The following is an 18,900-nucleotide window of genomic DNA, read 5'->3' as shown; positions in this document are numbered from 1 at the left end:
GGGAGCGGTACCCGTGGCCCGTTCGCTCGACGGACTCGTCCTCTCGCCGGTCGCCGACCAGGCCCCCGGCCAGGTCGGGACCCGCACCCGTTTCACGTACCACGAGCGGGACGGCCGGATATGGGCCGAGTACGCGGGCGGGGACGTCGTCCGGGGACACCTCGTCGGCACCCGGGAGGGCGACACCCTCGACTTCAGGTACGTCCAGCTCAAGCAGGACGGGACGACCTCCTCGGGCCACTGCGTCTCCACCGTCACCGGCCTCCCGGACGGGCGGGTGCGCCTGGACGAGACCTGGGAGTGGGAGTCCCAGGAGGGCAGCGGTACGAGCGTGGTGGAGGAGCTCAAGAGCTGACGGAGCGTCAGGTGATTAGGGTGGACAGGTGAGCGAGCAGACACAGGACCAGGCAGCCGGAGGCCGGCCGCACGGCGTCGTGATCGTCGGAGCGGGCATGGCCGGCGTGCAGACGGCCGTGGCCCTGCGCGAACAGGGCTTCACGGGCCCGGTCACCCTGATCGGCGCCGAACCCCACCAGCCGTACGACAGGCCGCCGCTCTCCAAGGCGGTCCTGCTCGGCACGGCGGAGAGCTCCGCCTTCGACGTCGACTTCGAGGCCCTGGACATCACCCTGCGCCTGGGCCTCGACGTGAGCGGCCTGCGCGCCGGGGACCACGAGCTGGACACCCCGGAAGGGCCCGTCGCCTACGACGTCCTGGTCCTCGCCACCGGCGCCGAGCCCGTCGGACTGCCCGGTTCCGAGGGGGTGCCCGGAGTCCATCTGCTGCGCACCCTCGACGACGCCGCACGGCTGCGGCCCGTCCTGGAGCGGCAGCACGACGTGGTCGTCGTCGGAGCGGGCTGGATCGGCGCGGAGTTCGCCACCGCCGCCCGCGCGGCCGGCTGCGCGGTCACCGTCGTGGAGGCCGCCGGCCGCCCCCTCGCGGGCACGATGCCCGCCGAGGTCGCCGAGCCGATGGCCGCCTGGTACGCCGAGAGCGGAGCCGAACTCCTCACCGGCGCCCGGGTCGCGCGCGTCGGACAGGGCGCCGTCCACCTGGCCGACGGCCGTGTGATCCCCGCCGGGGCCGTGGTCGTCGGCATCGGCGCCCGGCCCGCCACCCGGTGGCTCGCCGGCTCGGGCATCGCGCTCGGCCCGGACGGCTCGGTCACCGCGGACAGCTCGCTGCGCACCTCGCTGCCCGACATCTACGCCGTCGGCGACTGTGCCTCCTTCCCGTCCGCCCGCTACGGCGAGCGGCTCCTGGTCCACCACTGGGACAACGCCCTGCAGGGGCCCCGGACGGTCGCCGCAGCCCTCGCGGGCGGCGCGGCCGTGACGTACGACCCGGTGCCCTACTTCTGGTCCGAGCAGTTCGGCCGCTTCGTGCAGTACGCCGGACACCACGCCGGCGCCGACACGCTGCTGTGGCGGGGCGACCCTGCGGACCCGGCCTGGACGGTCTGCTGGCTGCGGCAGGGAGTGCTCGTCGCGGTGCTGGCCGTGAGCCGGCCCCGGGACCTGGCCCAGGGGCGCAAGCTCGTCGAGGCGGGGGCGCGGATCGATCCGGCGCGGGCCGCCGACTCCTCCGTACCGCTGAAATCCACGGTGCTCCGGGGGTAGCCACGGCCTCGTACGGTCGGCCCGGGTACCGACTGTCGGTCCGGGATGGCACGCTTGTCCTTGTGACCGAGATTGACGTAAAGATCGATGCTCTCGTCCCCGCCTGGCTCCACCTTCCCGACATCGCGGAAATGCTCGATGTCGAGGTGACGCGTGTACGGCAGCTGGTCAAGGAAGGCCAGCTCATCGCCGTACGCCGTGGTGAGAACCGGACGCTCCAGGTGCCTGCCGCCTTCATCGACGGCAACAAGGTGGTCAAGGGTCTCGCAGGGACCCTGACGCTCCTGAGGGACGACGGCTACAACGACGAAGAGATGCTGGACTGGCTCTTCACCCCCGACCCGACCCTGCCCGGCACCCCCGCGCAGGCCCTGAGCGAGAATCGCGGTACGGAGGTGAAGCGCCGGGCCCAGGCGCTCGCCGTCTGACCGGACGACCGTGAGTGGGGTGCGGGCCGTGGCACACACGGCCCGCACTCCGCCGTTACCGGGCTGCCGGCACGGCGATCCATCGACGTACGGGCGCACAGCCGCCGCACCAGTGATCCGACGACGCACCGACGGGGGAAATTCTTCATGTCCACGCCTCGCGAGCAGCTCTCCGGAGCCCGGCTCTACCTCTGCACGGACGCCCGCAAGCAGCAGGGTGACCTCCCCGAGTTCCTCGACGCCGTGCTGGCCGGCGGTGTGGACATCGTGCAGCTGCGGGACAAGGGCATGGAGGCGGCCGAGGAGCTCGAACACCTCGCCGTGTTCGCCGACGCCTGCAAGCGCCACGGCGCGCTCCTCGCCGTGAACGACCGGGCCGACGTCGCCCACGCCATCGGCTCCGACGTGCTCCACCTCGGGCAGGGCGATCTGCCCGTGCCCGCCGCCCGCGCCGTCCTGGGCGACGACGTGCTGATCGGCCGCTCCACCCACGCCGAGGCCGAGGTCGACGCCGCCGTCGCCGAGGCGGGCGTCGACTACTTCTGCACGGGCCCCTGCTGGCCCACCCCGACCAAGCCCGGCCGGCACGCCCCGGGCCTCGGCCTCGTGCGCTACGCCGCCTCGCTCGCCCCCGCGCGCCCGTGGTTCGCCATCGGCGGGATCGACGCCGGCAATCTGGACGAGGTGCTGGACGCCGGAGCCCGCCGGGTCGTCGTCGTACGGGCGATCACCGAGGCGGCGGATCCGGGCGAGGCCGCCGCGTCGCTCGCGGGGCGGATCCGGGCCCGCGCGCTCTGAGCCGGCGGTCACCGGGGGCGCTCGGAAGGCCGCCGGGAAGGCCGCCGGGAAGGCCGCCGGGAAGGTCGCCGGGAAGGCGGCATCGCGGGCGGACCGGAGGCGGAGCGGAGGCGGTACCGAAGGGATGTCCGAGGGGTGGACAAGACCTACCGCATTCCGGGCAATTCGCCCTCTCTGGTTGGGGTACCGCCGGGCCCTGGTTAACCTCCCCATATGGCCCTTGGCACACCTTCCACCAGGACAGATCACGCGCGCACCGTGCGTGAGCTGCTCGCGACCGGCGAGACGTCGTTCTCGTTCGAGTTCTGGGCGCCCAAGACCGAGAAGGGCGAACGGAACCTCTGGAACGCCCTGCGCCGGGTCGAGGCGGTGGGACCGAGCTTCGTCTCCGTGACGTACGGGGCGGGCGGTTCGACCCGCGCCGGGACGGTCCGGGCGACCCAGCAGATCGCGGCGGACTCCACCCTCACCCCGGTCGCCCACCTCACCGCCGTCGACCACTCCGTGGCCGAGCTGCGCAACATGGTCGGGCAGTACGCCGATGCCGGGATCCGCAACATCCTCGCGGTGCGCGGAGACCCGCCCGGCGACCCGATGGGCGAGTGGATCGAGCACCCTCAGGGCGTCCGGTACGCGGCGGACCTCGTACGGCTGATCAAGGAGGCCGGTGATTTCTGCGTCGGCGTCGCGGCTTTCCCCGAAATGCATCCGCGATCCACCGACTGGGACTCCGACATCGGTCATTTCGTGGACAAGTGCCGCGCCGGTGCCGACTATGCGATCACCCAGATGTTCTTCCACCCGGAAAGCTATCTGCAGATGCGTGACCGTGTGGTCGCTGCGGGTTGCGACACCCCGGTCATTCCCGAGGTCATGCCGCTCACCAGCGTCAAACAGCTGGAGAGGTTCGCGCAGCTCAGCAACGCCTCTCTGCCTTCCTCACTGAAAGAACGCATCCTCGCCGCGAAGGACGACCCGGCCGCTGTACGCTCCATTGGCATCGAGTTCGCCACGGAGTTCTGCGCGAAACTGCTCTCCGAGGGTGTCCCGGGGCTGCACTTCATCACGCTCAACAACTCGACGGCGACACTCGAGATCTACGAGAATCTCGGACTGCACAAGCAGTCCTGACCGGCCGTACCCGCCACCAACCGGGGCGGTGGCCGTAGGAGGGGGCGGGCGTGGGCTGGACGGTCCTCTACATCGCATTCGGCATAGTGGCGCTGTGGCTGCTGGGCGAGGTCCTGCTGCAGTACAAGGCACGCCTGCGCTGGAGGCTGCTGGCCTTCGCCGGATTCCTCGGTGTGGTGCTGGGCGTTCTGATCCCCTCCGTGCTGGTGATCGCCCTCGGGGCGATCGCCTTCGCGACGGGCCAGACGTATGTGACGCTCTCCTTCCGGCGCGGCTTCTCGACGGGATGGGCCATAGGCGGCAGCCCCGGTGAGAGCCGCCGCCGGCGCGGGGCGGGCGGCCCGGTCAGCCAGAAGCCCACACTCGAGGTCTCCGGCGTGGAGTACGAGGGCGACCCGCAGCAGCCGGAGACCGCCGCCGCCCCCGCGGCGGTCTACGAACCGGAGCCGCTGCCGGACGACACCGGGCAGTACGGCATCTACACCGACCCCGCCCCGGCCGGCCGCGACGCGGGCCACGAGCAGCACGGCGAACCCCAGCCCCAGTACGCCGGCTACGACCCGTACGGCGGTTACGGCCAGCAGGCCCCCCAGGACCCCTACGCCGGCCAGGGATACCCGGCCCAGGACAGCCAGGGCGCGTACCAGGACCAGGGCACCTACGCGGGCCCGTACGACTACGGCACGGGCCAGCAGGGCTACGCCGCCTACTCCGACCCGTACATCGGCACGGACACCACCTCGGGCACCGGGCAGTACGCCGCGTACGACCCCGCCTACGGCGGCGGGTACGACCCCTCGTACGGCGCAGGGCAGCCGCCCGTGGACCCGTACGGTGCGGAGCAGTACACCGACACCCCGCCGGGCGGCGTCTGGGTCCCGCAGCAGCGCGAGAGCGACCAGTCCCCCCCGCTGCCGCCGGAAGCGCCCGTCCAGGCCCCGTACGGCAACGGGTACGACACCGGGCAGAACGAGCAGTACCGCTACTGACCGGCCGTCCGGCCGTCGGCACCCGACGGCCGGACCCGGAGCAAGGGGCGGGCGCTCACTGTGACCCGCGGAAGCCGTCCCCCTCCACGACCAGTCCGGCGACCAGTGCCCCCGACATCCCGGCGTGGGCCGTCCCGCCGCCCGGATGCGCCCAGCCGCCCGCCAGATACAGCCCCGGCAGCGAGGTGCGGTTCCCGGCGTGCAGATACGCGCCCCCCGCCCCGGCCAGCGCGGGAGCGGGCACCGAACCGCCCTCCGCCCCGGTGCCGGCCGCGGTCTCGGCGGGCGTACGCACCTCGGTGTGGAGTATCCGTTCGCGGAGGCCGGGCATCGCCTCCGCGGCCCGGCCGATCACCACGTCCGCGAACCGCTCGCGCAGCGCCGCGTCCGTCCAGTCGAGCGGGCCGTGCGGCGCCACCGTCGCCGTCAGGGTCACCGCCTCGTGGTCCTCGTCGGGACGGGTGGCCGGGTCGTCCGGGCGCAGCACCGTCACCGTGGGCCGCTCGGCCGTCCGGCCGCCGAACACCGCCTCCTGCTCCGCCCCTGGGTCCACCGCGTGCACCAGCGTCCGGTGCGCGGCACCGGCCTCCCGGGCGCCGCGCAGCGACAGCAGGACGACGAAGCGGCCCGGCACCGGAGCGCGGTGCGCCCCGCCGGGCCCTCCTTCGGGGACCGGACCGGGGACCGGCATGAGTCCGGGCGACGGCTGCGCGCCGAGGACCACATGATCGGCCTCCACGCTCCTGCCGTCCGCCAGCTCGATCCCCGCCGCACGCCCGTCCTTCTCGGACACCCGGACCGCCTCGGCGCCGAAGACGAACTCCACCTTCCGGGCCAGGCACCGCTCGTACACCGCATCGGCCAGCGCGCGCATGCCCCCGGCGACGTACCAGGTGCCGAAGGTCTCCTCCATGTACGGCAGGAGGGCCGCGGCGGCCGGGGCGCGGCGGGGGTCGAGCCCGTACGACAGGGCACAGCCGTCGAGGAGGGCGGCCAGGCGGGGGTCGGCCAGCTCCCAGGCGCCCACCTCCGCCACCGTCGCCGCCTGCCGGGCGGTGCGCAGCAGCCTGCGCCGGCGCACCGCGGGGTACGGGTCACGGCTCAGCATCCGCGGGTCATCGGGCAGCGGCTCCTCCAGGAGCGGCCGGCGGGACCGGTCCCAGGCGGTACCGGCCCGGTCCAGGAAGTCCCCCCACCGGGCCCCGGCCCCCTCGCCGAGCGCCCGGTCCAGCGCGCGGACCACACCGGCCCGTGAGGCGTTGGGCAGCGACACCTCGGTGCCGTCACCGAAGAGATGGCGGCTCGCCGGGTCGACCTGGGTGAGCGTCACGCACTGCTCCAGGCTCTCCTTGCCGGTCTTCACGAACAGGTCGCGGTAGACCGCGGGCAGGTGCAGCAGTCCCGGGCCGGTGTCGAAGACGAAGCCGTCGCGCGCATACCGTCCGAGCGAGCCGCCGTAGGTCTCCGAGCGCTCGTACACCGTCACCCGGTGGCCGGCCACGGAGAGCCGGGCCGCCGCCGCCATCGCGCCGGTCCCGGCGCCGATCACCGCAATTCGTGCCATGTCAGTGACTTTAAGGGGTGCCACCGACAGCTCATCCGTGAGGCCAGGGCCCGCCCGCTCCGGCCGGACGCCTCTCCTCGCGGCGCCGGGCCCTGCGGCGCAGGAACCGGCGGATCCGGGAGGCCAGGAAGACCAGGACCAGCAGTCCGAGCAGCAGCAGGATCCCGGCGATGACGGCCGCCGCCACCGGGTGGAAGACCGCGAAGGTGATGATCCCGGCGACCCCCAGGTCCTCCAGGACGCTGACCCCGACGTTGCTGAAGGGTTCCGGCGAGGTGTTGACCGCCATCCTGGTCCCGGCCTTCACCAGATGGCTCATCAGCGCGGTGGAGCCGCCGACCGCGCCCGCCGCGAGCTCCGGCAGCGACCCGCTCCCACCGGCCAGCAGCGCCGCGACGACCGCGCCCGCCACGGGCCGGATCACCGTGTGCGCGGTGTCCCAGGCCGAGTCCACGTACGGGATCTTGTCGGCCACCGCCTCGCACAGGAACAGCACACCGGCGACGACGAGCACATCGGTGCGCTGGAGGGACCCGGGCACCTCGTCGGTGAGACCGGTCGCGCCGAAGAGGCCGAGGAGGAGGACCACCGCGTAGGCGTTGATCCCGCTCGCCCAGCCGCTTGTGAACACCAGGGGGAGTACGGACACGGACGCGATCGTAACCAGTCGGGCGACGCCCCCGCGGGGCCTTTCGCACAGGCCTGAGTATCCCTACCTAGTGCGTGAGATGAGTAGGGATGCGGATGGGCTCCCACCTGCGCGGACGGAAGAGTGGAGACCACGGAAGGGGCGCGGCGCCCGGACCGCCGGCACGGGGCGGCGGAACGGCGTCGCACCCCGGACACAACGGGGGCGCACGGCGCGGAGTCCGGGACCACGGGGGACACGGGGTCACGGGGGAGGGCTTCGCGGCGCTACGGGACGCCGGTCCGGCGGAATTCGGGGGGATCGAATTCCACCGGACCGGCGTCTTTTCCGTGCGTGCGTGCGCCGTGGCGTGGTTCAGCGTCCGCTGACCCGGCCGTGCAGCAGCAGCGACAGCGCGGAGTGCACGTCGTCGATCGTCCGCTCGGGCTGGAACGCCTGCCAGTCGAGAGCCGCGACCAGGACCATCCCGACCAGGGCGGCGGCCGTCAGCTGGATGTCGATCTCCTCGCTCAGCTCGCCGTTCGCGACGCCTTCCCTGAGCACCCCCTCGACGACCGCCACGGCCTCCTGACGCACGACCAGGAGGGTCGACTGCCAGGCGCGGTTGGTGCGCCAGAGCTCGGCGACGTACAGCTGGGTGAAGGCCGGGTAGCGGTCGATGAAGACCAGACCGGCCCTGATCATCGCGTCCAGCGCCTCCACACGGGTGCCGCCGCGTTCCTCCGTCGCGTCCGCGGCGGACCGCAGCGACTGGGTGAGCAGTCCGACGCCGTGCCGCAGCAGCTCCTCGAACAGCTCCGTCTTGCTCTTGAAGTTGTAGTAGACCGTGCCCTTGGCCACCCCGGCACGCTCGGCGATCTCGTCCACCGTCGTCGCGGAGAACCCCTTCTCCGCGATGAGGGTCACCGCCGCCTCGTAGAGCTTCTGCCGGGTGACCTGGCGACGCGTGGTGCCACTGCTGTCCATGCCCCTGATTCTCACAGGTCCCGGCGCGGTCACAGACTCAGCTCCGGGTGCAGCCGGTCCAGGGTCCACACCTGCTTGCGGCGGGCGGAGAGCGCGGTCAGCGCCAGCGCCCCGGCGGTGAAGGCCAGCAGCACCGCGCAGCCCTGCCAGACCGGGCCGAGTCCGCCGCCCGTGATCAGCCGGCGCAGCCCGTCCACGACGTACGTCATCGGCAGGTACGGGTGGATCGCCCCGAAGAACCCCGGGCTGGTCTGGACGGGGTAGGTGCCCCCGGCCGAGGTCAGCTGGAGCATCAGCACCGCCAGGACGAGGATCCGGCCCGCCGCGCCGAAGCGGGCGTTGAGCCACTGCACGATCGCGGCGAAGCAGCAGGTCACCAGGGCCAGGAAGCCCATCGTCCCGGCGGCGTGCGTCATCTGGAGACCGAGCTGCCAGTGCAGCACCGACATCAGGGCGGCGACCTGGAGCAGGCCCGTCGCGGCGACGGGCAGCCAGCCCGCGAAGGCGATCCGCCAGGCCGGGGCCCCTGCCGCGAGCGCCCGCCGGTTGAGCGGCTGGATCAGCATGTACGCCACCATCGCGCCGACCCACAGCGAGAGCGGGATGAAGTACGGGGCGAAGCCGGTGCCGTAGTTGGGCGCCGCGTGCAGCGAGGAGGAGGCCAGCTTGACGGGGTCGGCCATGACACCGGTACGGGCGTCGCGGTCGTTCTTGTCGTAGTCCGGGATCTTGCCGACCCCGTCGTTCAACCCCTGCGCGAGCGTCGCGGAGCCGTCACCCAGCCGGTACAGCCCGCTGTCCAGGGTCTTGGCGCCCGCCTTGAGCTTCTTGACGCCCGCGTCCAGGTCCCCGGCCCCCGTCTTCGCGGTGCCGAGGCCGGTGTGGAGCTCACCGGCACCCTTGGCGACCTTGTGCGCACCGGTGTTGAGGGCGTTGATCTTCTTCACCGCCGACTCCAGGTCCGTGTCCAGGTTCGGCGCCCGCTTCGCCAGCGCGTCGGCCTTCTTCTCCAGGTCGGTCAGCTGGGTGCGCAGCTTCGCGAGGTCGCCCTTCTGGTTCGTGACCAGCGCGTTCACGTCGTCGGAGACCTTGGCGACATCCTCGGCCGCGGTCTTGGCGCGCTTCAGCTGCGGGCAGACCCCAGGATCGGGGATCGGCTGGTCCTCGCAGCGGAGGCGGTAGACCTCGGTCAGGTCGTCGGAGGCCTCGTGGGCGGCGGCCGAGGCGGTGGGCGCCGCCTCCACCAGCAGGTCGAGGTTGTCCCGTACGGCCTTCGAGGAGTCGGCGACCAGCCGGGCCGTGTCCCCGATGGCCTTGCCGTTGTCCTTCAGGAAGGGGCGTACGTCGGCGGCGACCGCGTTGACCTTGTCGGCGAGCAGCTGGGTGCCGCCGGCGACCTGCTTGGAACCCGTCTCCAGGTCGCCTGCGCCCTTGTTCAGCTTGGTGACGCCGGTGGAGAGCGTGCCGCTGCCCGACTTGGCGGTCGTGAGGCCGTCCGCGAGGTCCTTGGAGCCCTTCTTCGCCTTCGTGAGGCCGCTCTCGAGGTCGTCGGCCCCCTTGGCCGCCTTCGCGGTCGCGTCGTGCAGACCGGAGAAGTTGATGAAGATCCGGTCCAGGAAGCCGCGCGAGGCCTTCGTGGACGCGGCGCTGCGGACCTCGGCGAAGACCGTCCTGGAGATCTGCCCGACGATGTAGTTGTTGGCGTCGTTCGTACGGACCTCGAGGGCGCCGGTCTCGGGGGAGTCCCCGCCGCTCGACGCGATCTGCTTGCTGAAGTCCGCGGGCATGGTCAGGGAGAGGTAGTACGTCCCGTCCTCGACGCCCTTCTCCGCCTCGGCGGAGCCGACCTCGTGCCAGTCGAAGACCTTCGAGTCGAGCAGCCGGCCAGCTATCTCGTCACCGGCCGCGAGGCGTTCGCCCTCGGCGCTCGCGCCCTTGTCGTCGTTGACGAGCGCCACGGGGATGCGGTCGAGCCGCCCGTACGGGTCCCAGAAGGACCAGAGGTAGAGCGCTCCGTACAGCAGGGGGAGCAGGAGGAGCGCCACGAGTGCGGCGCGGGGCATCCGGCCCCTGCCGAACCGCCTCAGCTCAAGCGCGGCCAGTCTCGGCGATCGCATCGTCCGCTTCCTTCCCGGTGGTCGTGTCGTCGGGCGTATCGGTCTCCGCCGCCGGGCGGGTGCGCACGGTGAGCGCGTCCTCGGGGGACTCGCTGCACACGGCCAGCACGGTGGTGCCGCCGGCCGCGAGGCCGCGCAGCAGCTCCCAGGCCAGGGCGCGGTCGGGGGCGGAGAGTTTGAGGTCGGTGTCGTCCACCGCGAGGAGCCGCGGGCGGCCCATCAGGGCGAGGGCGACGGACAGGCGCAGGGCCTCCAGGCGCTCCAGGTCCCGCACGGAGGTCCGTTCGGCCTTGGGCAGCTCCGCGAGGTCGAGCCCCGCGGCCTCCAGGGCGGTGTCGATCGTCGCCCGCGCCGTGGCGGCGCGTTCGGCGCGGGGCCGCAGCAGGGCGCGCGGTGAACCGCCGAACCGGCGCCGCAGCAGGGCCCGTTCCCGAAGGTGCTCGGCCACGGTGAAGGACGGGTCCAGGTCGCTGACGCCGGGGACCGGGCCGAGGGCACTGAACCCGCGTACGGCGGCGAGCCGTCCGGGCAGGCGCTCGCCGCCGACCTCGGCATGGCCCTGGGTGGAGCGCATCCGGCCGGTGAGGGCGAGCAGCAGACACGTACGGCCGGAGCCGGAGGGTCCCTCCACCGCGACGAGCGATCCGGGATCCGCGCTGAACTCCACTCCCCGGAAGGCCCAGCCGCGCGGGCCCTTCAGCCCGAAGTCCTCGGCGCTCAGCGACGCCCCGTGCGGGCTGTCCACGACCCCACCCCCAAGTTTTTGAACTGACCAGTCAGTGCAAAAAACTAGCCCGAACTCGCGCTCGAAGCAAAGTGCCTGGTCAGAGGCGGGATCTGAGGGATTGTCAGTGGGGGCCGTCACGATGGACACATACGGCCACGGAGCCGTCACACGACGACAGGAGGTTCGTCATGGCCAGCTCGTCCGCAGCCGCCGCCCCGCGGCGCCGCGCAGGCAGCCCTGCCCCCTCACTGACCGGCCCGGCAGCCGACGTCCACCCCGTGCCGCGCCGCACCACGGCGCCGCCCGCCGCCCTCGATCTGCTCGCCCAGGCCCACGCCGGGCTGGACGAGGCAGCCGTCCTCGACGTGCCCAACGAGCGGTACGCCACCGCACACCTCGCCGCGCTGCGCACCGCGGCCGCCGTGCTCGCCGCCCGCGGGCGGCCCGAGACCGGCAGACGCCGCAGGGAGCGGATCCGCAGCGCCTGGGAGGTCCTCCCGGACATCGCACCGGAACTCACCGAGTGGAGCGCCCTGTTCGCCTCCGGAGCCCCGCGCAGGGCCCGTGCGGAGGCGGGCATACCCGGCGCGGCCACCAGCCGCGACGCCGACGACCTGCTGCGCGACGTGGCCATGTTCCTGCGGCTGGTCGAGCGGATGCTGGTCCTCCAGCCCGTCCTTCCGCAGCCCCGCAGGGACGGGCCCGGGCGGCAGCGGCCCGACGCGGGGTGACCGTGCGGGCGGTGCGAGGCAATAGGGTGGAGAGCACCCGTACCACCTGCACTGTTCACGCTCCGCCGTCCGTGGCGGCACCGTGCCGAGGAGTCAACTGCCGTGTCGGACCAGCTGCGCCCCCGAGCCTCCCTCCGTACCGCTGTGGTCTGGGAGGTCCTCAGGGACGCTCTCGAGCGCCGGGTCAAGGCGACCGGCAGGGAAGCCCTGGACGTGCTGGACACCGGCGGCGGCACCGGCAACTTCGCCGTGCCCGTCGCCCGGCTCGGCCACCGGGTCACCGTCGTCGACCCCAGCCCGAACGCCCTCTTCGCGCTGGAGCGCCGTGCCGAGGAGGCCGGTGTCGCTGACCGGGTCCGGGGTGTCCAGGGCGACATCCTCGGCCTGTTCGAGGTGGTCGACCGCGTGGGTTACGACGCGGTCCTGTGCCACGGCGTCCTGGAGTACGTGGACGACCCCGCCGAGGGCGTACGCAACGCGGTGGACGCCCTCCGCCCGTCCGGCGCGCTCAGCCTGCTCGGCGCCGGCCTGGGCGGCGCCGTCCTGGCCCGGGCGCTCGCGGGGCACTTCGCCGAGGCCCGGCAGGCGCTGTCGGACCCCGCCGGGCGCTGGGGTGATGGCGACCCGGTGCCCCGCAGGTTCACCGCGGACCAGCTGACCGGCCTGGTCGAGGCCGCGGGCATCGAGGTCGGCGCGGTCCACGGTGTGCGGGTCTTCGCCGACCTCGTGCCGGGCGTTCTCGTGGACACCGAACCGGGCGCGATGGAGGAGCTCCTCAGGCTGGAGGCGGCCGTCGCGGAACTGCCGGCCTTCCACTCGGTGGCGACCCAGCTGCACGTTCTGGGGGAGAAGCGCGCCTGAGGCGTCCGGTGACACCACCGGAGTACGGCGCCGGAAGCGACGGCGGCCCGGCTGATCAGCAACGCAGCTGCAGACGGAGTACAGCTTGGAACACCCGATCGGGCCGCGGGCCCCGTATGATCGGGTGACACCATCCGGCATGACGGATCGGAGGTCGGGGAATCTACGCCTCAGCAGCCGAGCCGAAATGGCGGTCCGGACTGGCTATGGCTAGAGGGCGGGTTTCACGGGGGCGAATCCCTGCCTATCCTGGAAGGGCCGCATACCGGTCGCCCCCGCGGCCGACGACGAGGAGGACTCCGTGCCGCTCTCGGAGCACGAGCAGCGAATGCTCGAGCAGATGGAGCGAGCGCTGTACGCCGAAGATCCCAAGTTCGCTACAGCGCTTGAGGGAAGCGGGCTGCGCAGGTACACCCGGCGACGGGTCTACCAGGCGGTAGCCGGTTTTCTGGTGGGTATCGCGCTCCTCATGGCCGGAATGGTTTTCCAGCAGACCTGGGTCAGTGTGGCGGGTTTCCTCGTCATGCTGGGCTGTGCCGTGCTGGCGGTCACCGGATGGCGCAAGGCGCCGAAGCCCGGTGAGCAGCAGCCGGCGGGGAGTGCGAGCGGGGGCGGAGGCGAACGCCGACATCCCAGGCAGCGCCGGTCGATGATGAACCGGATCGAACAGCGGTGGCAGCGCCGCCGCGACGAACAGGGCCAGTGAGCTTTCCGCCTCCTGGCCCGGCGGTGGACAGCCCCAGCCACCGGCCCAGGACGCGGACCGCGCACACCGAAGACTTGACGCCGGCCTCACATGAGGGGCGGTCGCATCACAGCGACCGCCCCTCATGTGCGTCTGCGTGTGTGCGTGCACGGACGGCCGAGGGCGCAGCCCCTGCGGGGGTGACGCCCGGTCCCGGGGCGCGGCCGAGGGCCCGGACCTGCGCGGGCGTCGGCAGGCATCGGGGTGCGTACGAGGGCCGGACCTGGGGCGGATGATCTTCAGCCCGCCGGACCAGGCCCAGCTCGGGCCCCCGGCCGCTCCCGGGCCACGGGGCCTTGGCCCGCCGACCCAGGCCCGGCTGCTCCGGTCCCACGCCCAGGTCCAGGACCGCCCGCTCCTCCGGACCCAAGCCTTGCTCAGGCCCGGAGCCGGGCTGCTCCGGCACAGGCTCAGGCCTGGCCGACTCCGGACCCAAGCCCAGCTCAGGCCCAGCAGCTCCGGCCCCCGGCCCAGCCAGGCCTCGGCCCAGCCTCAGTCCAGCCCAGCCAGGGCTCGGCCCCAGGCCCGCCCAGGCCCCGCCGAGCCCGCCCGCTCCGGTTACCGGTTACCCGACCCCGGGCCAGGCCATCAGCCCTGCTGTCGTGAAGGCCGCCGGAGCCGGGCCGCCCAGCGGTCCCGGCCCATGCGGTCCGACCATCGGCGGGCGAGCGCCGTCCGGCGTTCCGAGACCGCCCAGATCACCCGTACGGCCGAACGCGGTGCGAGTGTCGCCCCCAGCCTGTCCCAGCGGCCGGCCGAGGCCCGCAGCCCCGTCCGGACGGCCAGCACGTCATCGGCCGGTGCGGACGCCGTGCCCGGCTCCGGGGCGTAGAGCACCTGCTCCACCGCCCCCGCGACCCGGTGGACCGCGGCGGCCGCCGCCCCGTCGAGCCGTCCCAGCCGGACGATCCGCGCCGCGGCCTTGCGTGGGGTCAGCGACTCGTCCGGCGGAATGCCGTGGTCCCAGGCCGAATCGGTGATCTCGTCCCAGGCGGCCATCACCCTGGCCGCCGCGTCGGCGGCCGTACGCCCTCCCGAGGACCCGAGCCGCCGGCCACGGACCCGTGTACGCCAGAGCATCGGCAGCAGCGGGAGCGTGAGCACCACCAGGGAGCCGAGCACCCACAGGGCCACCGTGCCCGCCGGGGTGCCGGGATCGGCGGAGTCCGTCGCACCAGGAGCCGTGGAGGCACCGCACTGACCCTGCTGACGCTCCTGCGCCGGGCAGGACTCCGAGGTGGAGGGGGTGTCGGTCGGCGCCACGGAGGCACCGTCCGTCGGCAGCGCGGGATCGCTGGGGTCCTGCGAGGGCGTGTCCGGCAGGGTGTACACCGGGGTGCTGCCCCGGGACGGTGTCGGCTCGAAGCGGGTCCAGCCCACACCCTCGAAGTACAGCTCGGGCCAGGCGTGCGCGTCCCGCAGCCCGACCGACACCGAACCGTCCGCCTGCACCGTGCCGGGGGTGAAGCCCACCGCGACCCGGGCCGGTATGCCCAGGGTCCTGGCCATCGCGGCCATCGTGAAGGAGAAGTGGACGCAGAAGCCCTCCTTCTCCTTCAGGAACCGCTCGATCGCCGCCGTGCCCGTACCCGACGTGACCGTGGTGTCGTAGCGGAAGCCGCCCTCCGAGGCGAACCAGTTCTGGAGCTTCACGGCCCGCTCGTAGTCGTTCGCGGCGCCCTCGGTCACCACCTCGGCGGTCTCCTGGACGACATCGGGCAGCGACGAGGGCACCCGCGTGTACTCACGGGCCAGGTCCGAACGCGGCTCCATCGCCCCGGCGAGCTGCGCGGCAGTCGGCTCCACCACCAGACTGCTGACCTCGTACCGCGCGCCGCGCGTCGTCTGTCCGTCGTCGCCGACGAGGGTGCGCCCCTCGGGCTCGAACCGCCAGCGGCCCTGGATGTCCACCTCGCTCGCCGGGTAGGGGAGCGGCAGATACGTCTGCTGGTACGAGCGGGACGCCGAGATGTTCGTCCTGACCTCGGTGACCGAGACGTCCCCGGCCAGCCCGGCCGGCTGCGGCAGCCTGTCGGGGACGTCCTTCAGCCGGCGGGTCGACGGACGCCACTCGCCGCCGTTGAACTGGTCGAGGGCCAGGATGCGCAGATAGAAGTCCTGGGGATTGTCCGCGTTGGTGCGGTACGACATCACCTCGCGGTTCTCCGGCTGGTTGAGATTGTTCTGCAGCGAGACCAACGGGTTCACCGCGGAGATGGTGCCCCCGCCGCCACCCCTGCCCGAACCGCCTCCCGTACCGCCCAGCAGCCCGCCGTCCAGGGCGGGCAGGGCCGCGGGCACCACCAGTGCGATGCCCAGCGCCACCACGCCGATGCGCCGCCCCGTACGGACCGACGCCACCGCGCGCCCGGACCCCTCCAGGCCGGCCGACAGACCGCCCGACGTACGGGACACCCCGCCGAACACCCGCCCCCACCGGGACAGCCGGTCCCGGCCCTCGGCCAGCAGGAGCAGCAGATAACCGCACGCCGCGAGCAGGAAGAAGAGCCAGCCCGCCCCGCCGTCGGAGAGACCGGCCGCCACCGAGTACAGCGCGAGCAGCGGAAGACCGGCAGGCGCCGCGGCGCGCACGGTCACCGCGAGAACGTCCACGGTGAGCCCGACCAGGAGCACCCCGCCGATCAGCATCAGCCGGATGCCGTCCGTCGCCGGTGCGGGAATGGCGTACCTGTTGACGTCGTCGGCGCCCATGGTCAGCAGCTCGCCGAGCCGTTGGACCGCCTGCGGCCCGGGCACCACCCCGAACAGGGCGTACTCCCTGGCGAACGACACGGTCAGCGTCAGCAGGGTGACGAGCAGCTGGAGGGAGACCGTCAGGACCCGCGCCAGGCGCATCCGGCGGGCGAGCACCCCCACACCGGTCTGGAGGGCCAGCAGGAACGCGGCCTGCAGGAACCACTTCGCCGTCTCGACCAGCGGCAGCAAGGACGCCGCCGCCAGCATCGTGGCCGCGAAGGCGCAGAGCGCCAGTCGGGTACGCCCGCTCATGACCATCCCCCGGAGAGCCCTGTCGTCGATCCGGCCGCGGAGGACTGCCCGCCGCCCTCCTCGCCCGCCTGCTGCCACAGCCGGGCGAGCTCCGTCCCGGGCGGCACCGCCATCGCCGTCCATCCCGCTTCCCGCAGCAGTCGCAGACGCTCGGAGACCGGCGCGGCAGGCGCGGCCTCGGCACCGCGCGCCCAGTCGTCACCGTCCAGCACGAACGCGACGGCCCCCCGGCTGCGCTGCCGCATCCTGGCCGCCACCGCCGTCTGCTCCTCGTCGAGATCGCCGAAGAACGCCACCAGCAGCCCCTCGTTCCCCCCGCGCAGCACGTCGTACGCGCGGGAGAGACCGCCGCCGTCGGAGTGGTCGACGACCGCGAGGGTGTCCATCATCAGACCCGCCGAGTCCGCGGAGTCCTGGGTCGACCCGGCGAACCCGTCGGCGCTCTCACCCGGCACGACGCTTCCCTCGTCGGTGAGCAGCCGCACCGCGAAGCCACGCTCCAGCATGTGCATCAGCGCGGACGCCGCCCCGGACACCGCCCATTCGAAGGCCGAGCCCGGCCCGGCACCCCGGTAGGCGATGCGCCGGGTGTCCAGCAGCACCGTGCACCTGGCCCGCTGCGGCTGCTCCTCCCGCCGCACCATCAGCTCGCCGTAGCGCGCGGTGGAGCGCCAGTGCACCCGGCGCAGGTCGTCGCCGTGGCGGTAGCCGCGCGGAATGATGTCGTCCTCGCCGGCCAGCGCCAGCGAGCGCGCCCTGCCGTCGCCGTACCCGGTGGCCGCCCCGGCCAGCCGCAGCGGCGGCAGCGGCTCGGTACGGGGGACGACCACCAGGGTGTCGTAGGCGCTGAACGAACGCGAAAGCTCGCACATCCCGAACGGATCGCTCAGCTGCAGCTGCAACGGCCCCAGCGGATAGCGTCCGCGCAGGTCGGAGCGGACCCGGTAGGACACCTCCCGCACGCCGCCCGGCTCCACCCGGTCCAGGACGAACCGGGGCCGGGGGCCGAGGACGTACGGCACCCGGTCCTGGAGCATGAGCAGGCCCGTGTGCAGCCGGGAGACGTTGTCCATGCGCAGATGGACGCGAGCCTCCGAGCCGGCCGGCACCCGCGAGGGCGACAGCCGCCTGCTGCCCGCCACCCGGTAGCGGGTGCGGTAGAGCACGGTGACGCAGACCAGCGGCAGCACCGCCAGCAGCAGACCGACCCGGAGGAGGTCGCCCTGGCCCAGCACATAGGCGCAGACCGCCGCCGCCACACCGGCGGCCAGGAAGGACCGGCCCCGTGTCGTGAGCCCGCTCAGCGCCGCCCGCAGGCCGCCCTTGTCGTCGCTGTCGTCCACGGGGCCGGGAGCCCCGGCCGTCATCACAGGCGCCGTGCGCCGGGCTGACCGCCGTACACCGGGCTGCCGGGCCGTTGCTGGGGCTGCGCCGGGGCCGGCGTGCCACCTCCGGATGTCGGCACCGGGGTGCGCTGCAGGATGTCCAGCACGACCTGCTCGGCCGTACGGCGGTTGAGCTGCGCCTGCGCCGTCGGCAGCAGCCGGTGGGCGAGCACCGGGACCGCCAGGGCCTGGACGTCGTCCGGCAGGGCGTAGTCCCGCCCGCTCAGCGCGGCCGACGCCTTGGCGGCGCGCAGCAGATGCAGGGTGGCGCGCGGCGAGGCGCCGAGTCTGAGGTCGGGGTGCTGGCGGGTGGCGGCCACCAGCTGCACCGCGTACCGCCGGATGGCCTCGGCCACGTGCACCGTGCGCACCGCGTCGATCAGCTTCACGATGTCGTGGGCGTGCGCCACCGGCTGCAGGTCGTCCAGCGGGGAGGCCCCGCCGTGCACGTCGAGCATCTGGAGCTCGGCCTCGGCGCTCGGATAACCGATCGACACCCGGGCCATGAAGCGGTCGCGCTGCGCCTCGGGGAGAGGGTAGGTGCCCTCCATCTCCACCGGGTTCTGGGTGGCCACGACCATGAAGGGGTCGGGCAGTTCGTAGGTCGTGCCGTCGATCGTGACCTGGCGCTCCTCCATCGACTCCAGCAGCGCAGACTGGGTCTTGGGGGACGCGCGGTTGATCTCGTCGCCGATCACGATCTGGGCGAAGATCGCCCCCGGCTTGAACTCGAAGTCCCGCCGCTGCTGATCGAAGATCGAGACCCCGGTGATGTCCGAGGGCAGCAGGTCCGGCGTGAACTGGATACGCCGCACCGAGCAGTCGATGGACCGCGCCAGCGCCTTGGCCAGCATCGTCTTGCCGACCCCGGGCACATCCTCGATCAGGAGGTGCCCCTCCGCGAGCAGCACGGTCAGCGAAAGCCGTACGACCTCAGGCTTGCCCTCGATCACACCCTCGACCGACCTGCGCACCCGCTCCGCTGTCGTGGTCAGATCTGTGAGGCTCGCTCGATCGTCATAGGTCGTCACCCGGCCCTCCTCGGCCCCTTGTGCACGGGCCGACGCACAAAGCTGCCCGGCCCGCCCCGAAATACGGACACTCTCCGGAGGACCCGGAGAGATGTCACACCCGCATTCTTGTTGCCGTTACCGCTTCGTGTCACTCGCCTGTGGATA

At 72.9% G+C, this 18,900-nt stretch carries 17 protein-coding genes; 9 read left to right on the top strand and 8 right to left on the bottom strand.

Going from position 1 to position 18,900, the window contains the following annotated elements; translation table 11 throughout:
- Window positions 1-13 precede the first annotated feature (13 nt).
- The 6 genes from JKV81_RS16455 (at window position 14) to JKV81_RS16430 (ending at window position 4,968) form a co-directional block, all read left to right on the top strand.
- On the top strand, window positions 14-355 hold the full coding sequence (locus JKV81_RS16455) for an avidin-fold protein (RefSeq protein WP_129262237.1): 342 nt from the start codon (window positions 14-16) through the stop codon (window positions 353-355).
- 28 nt (window positions 356-383) lie between these two features.
- Complete coding sequence (locus JKV81_RS16450; RefSeq protein ID WP_129262235.1) at window positions 384-1,622, top strand: NAD(P)/FAD-dependent oxidoreductase; 1,239 nt, start codon at window positions 384-386, stop codon at window positions 1,620-1,622.
- A gap of 62 nt (window positions 1,623-1,684) precedes the next feature.
- Window positions 1,685-2,050, top strand: a complete 366-nt coding sequence (locus tag JKV81_RS16445) for an Rv2175c family DNA-binding protein (protein ID WP_124276910.1) — start codon at window positions 1,685-1,687, stop codon at window positions 2,048-2,050.
- Between the two features lie 147 nt (window positions 2,051-2,197).
- Window positions 2,198-2,848, top strand: coding sequence for a thiamine phosphate synthase (gene thiE / locus JKV81_RS16440; protein WP_129262233.1), 651 nt, complete (start codon window positions 2,198-2,200; stop codon window positions 2,846-2,848).
- Window positions 2,849-3,061: 213 nt separating this feature from the next.
- Window positions 3,062-3,979, top strand: a complete 918-nt coding sequence (metF, locus tag JKV81_RS16435; protein ID WP_099176260.1) for a methylenetetrahydrofolate reductase [NAD(P)H] — start codon at window positions 3,062-3,064, stop codon at window positions 3,977-3,979.
- Window positions 3,980-4,029: 50 nt separating this feature from the next.
- Entirely contained in the window at window positions 4,030-4,968 is a 939-nt protein-coding gene (locus JKV81_RS16430; protein ID WP_202076475.1) for a hypothetical protein, read from the top strand.
- A gap of 55 nt (window positions 4,969-5,023) precedes the next feature.
- Here the strand turns inward: JKV81_RS16430 and JKV81_RS16425 are convergent, their stop codons facing one another.
- The 5 genes from JKV81_RS16425 to JKV81_RS16405 form a co-directional block, all read right to left on the bottom strand.
- Window positions 5,024-6,532, bottom strand: coding sequence for a phytoene desaturase family protein (locus JKV81_RS16425; RefSeq protein WP_129262230.1), 1,509 nt, complete (start codon window positions 6,530-6,532; stop codon window positions 5,024-5,026).
- A gap of 31 nt (window positions 6,533-6,563) precedes the next feature.
- Complete coding sequence (locus JKV81_RS16420) at window positions 6,564-7,181, bottom strand: DUF4126 domain-containing protein (RefSeq protein ID WP_129262228.1); 618 nt, start codon at window positions 7,179-7,181, stop codon at window positions 6,564-6,566.
- A 354-nt stretch (window positions 7,182-7,535) separates the two neighbouring features.
- Window positions 7,536-8,147 carry a TetR/AcrR family transcriptional regulator gene (locus JKV81_RS16415; protein ID WP_124276915.1) on the bottom strand — a complete coding sequence of 204 codons (612 nt, stop codon included), beginning with the start codon at window positions 8,145-8,147 and terminating at the stop codon, window positions 7,536-7,538.
- Window positions 8,148-8,176: 29 nt separating this feature from the next.
- Window positions 8,177-10,264 carry a YhgE/Pip family protein gene (locus JKV81_RS16410; RefSeq protein ID WP_202076474.1) on the bottom strand — a complete coding sequence of 696 codons (2,088 nt, stop codon included), beginning with the start codon at window positions 10,262-10,264 and terminating at the stop codon, window positions 8,177-8,179.
- Window positions 10,236-11,009: an ATP-binding cassette domain-containing protein gene (locus JKV81_RS16405; RefSeq protein ID WP_129262224.1), complete on the bottom strand. Its 774-nt coding sequence runs from the start codon at window positions 11,007-11,009 to the stop codon at window positions 10,236-10,238. Before JKV81_RS16405 ends, JKV81_RS16410 begins: the two co-directional genes overlap by 29 nt.
- Before the next feature lie 170 nt (window positions 11,010-11,179).
- Here JKV81_RS16405 and JKV81_RS16400 point away from each other — a divergent pair, with 170 nt between their 5' ends.
- The 3 genes from JKV81_RS16400 to JKV81_RS16390 all read left to right on the top strand — a co-directional run bounded on the left by JKV81_RS16400 (window position 11,180) and on the right by JKV81_RS16390 (window position 13,289).
- Entirely contained in the window at window positions 11,180-11,722 is a 543-nt protein-coding gene (locus tag JKV81_RS16400; protein ID WP_147985343.1) for an SAV_6107 family HEPN domain-containing protein, read from the top strand.
- Window positions 11,723-11,824: 102 nt separating this feature from the next.
- Complete coding sequence (locus tag JKV81_RS16395; protein WP_129262220.1) at window positions 11,825-12,583, top strand: class I SAM-dependent methyltransferase; 759 nt, start codon at window positions 11,825-11,827, stop codon at window positions 12,581-12,583.
- 301 nt (window positions 12,584-12,884) lie between these two features.
- Window positions 12,885-13,289, top strand: coding sequence for an SCO2097 family morphological protein (locus JKV81_RS16390; protein ID WP_033303312.1), 405 nt, complete (start codon window positions 12,885-12,887; stop codon window positions 13,287-13,289).
- A 627-nt stretch (window positions 13,290-13,916) separates the two neighbouring features.
- On the opposite strand, the gene JKV81_RS16385 is transcribed toward JKV81_RS16390, so the two are convergent.
- The 3 genes from JKV81_RS16385 to JKV81_RS16375 are packed head-to-tail and all read right to left on the bottom strand — an operon-like array spanning window position 13,917 to window position 18,753.
- Window positions 13,917-16,337: a transglutaminase TgpA family protein gene (locus JKV81_RS16385; protein ID WP_202076473.1), complete on the bottom strand. Its 2,421-nt coding sequence runs from the start codon at window positions 16,335-16,337 to the stop codon at window positions 13,917-13,919.
- Window positions 16,334-17,704 (bottom strand): DUF58 domain-containing protein, encoded by a 1,371-nt coding sequence (locus tag JKV81_RS16380; protein WP_129262216.1) that lies wholly within the window; start codon window positions 17,702-17,704, stop codon window positions 16,334-16,336. Before JKV81_RS16380 ends, JKV81_RS16385 begins: the two co-directional genes overlap by 4 nt.
- On the bottom strand, window positions 17,704-18,753 hold the full coding sequence (locus JKV81_RS16375) for an AAA family ATPase (protein WP_129262214.1): 1,050 nt from the start codon (window positions 18,751-18,753) through the stop codon (window positions 17,704-17,706). Before JKV81_RS16375 ends, JKV81_RS16380 begins: the two co-directional genes overlap by 1 nt.
- Between the last annotated feature and the right edge of the window lie 147 nt (window positions 18,754-18,900).

Origin of the sequence: Streptomyces silvae (genome assembly GCF_016745505.1) — a bacterium.
Classification (GTDB): domain Bacteria; phylum Actinomycetota; class Actinomycetes; order Streptomycetales; family Streptomycetaceae; genus Streptomyces; species Streptomyces silvae.
Note: the sequence above shows the minus strand (reverse complement) of the source record. Positions and strands in the feature narration are given on the sequence as shown.

What these genes read in the sequence shown, in the direction of transcription:
- JKV81_RS16425 (WP_129262230.1), bottom strand. Translation starts at nt 6,532, where the DNA reads ATGGCACGAATTGCGGTGATCGGCGCCGGGACCGGCGCGATGGCGGCG.
- thiE (WP_129262233.1), top strand. Translation starts at nt 2,198, where the DNA reads ATGTCCACGCCTCGCGAGCAGCTCTCCGGAGCCCGGCTCTACCTCTGC.
- metF (WP_099176260.1), top strand. Translation starts at nt 3,062, where the DNA reads ATGGCCCTTGGCACACCTTCCACCAGGACAGATCACGCGCGCACCGTG.
- JKV81_RS16400 (WP_147985343.1), top strand. Translation starts at nt 11,180, where the DNA reads ATGGCCAGCTCGTCCGCAGCCGCCGCCCCGCGGCGCCGCGCAGGCAGC.
- JKV81_RS16385 (WP_202076473.1), bottom strand. Translation starts at nt 16,337, where the DNA reads ATGAGCGGGCGTACCCGACTGGCGCTCTGCGCCTTCGCGGCCACGATG.
- JKV81_RS16380 (WP_129262216.1), bottom strand. Translation starts at nt 17,704, where the DNA reads ATGACGGCCGGGGCTCCCGGCCCCGTGGACGACAGCGACGACAAGGGC.
- JKV81_RS16415 (WP_124276915.1), bottom strand. Translation starts at nt 8,147, where the DNA reads ATGGACAGCAGTGGCACCACGCGTCGCCAGGTCACCCGGCAGAAGCTC.
- JKV81_RS16410 (WP_202076474.1), bottom strand. Translation starts at nt 10,264, where the DNA reads ATGCGATCGCCGAGACTGGCCGCGCTTGAGCTGAGGCGGTTCGGCAGG.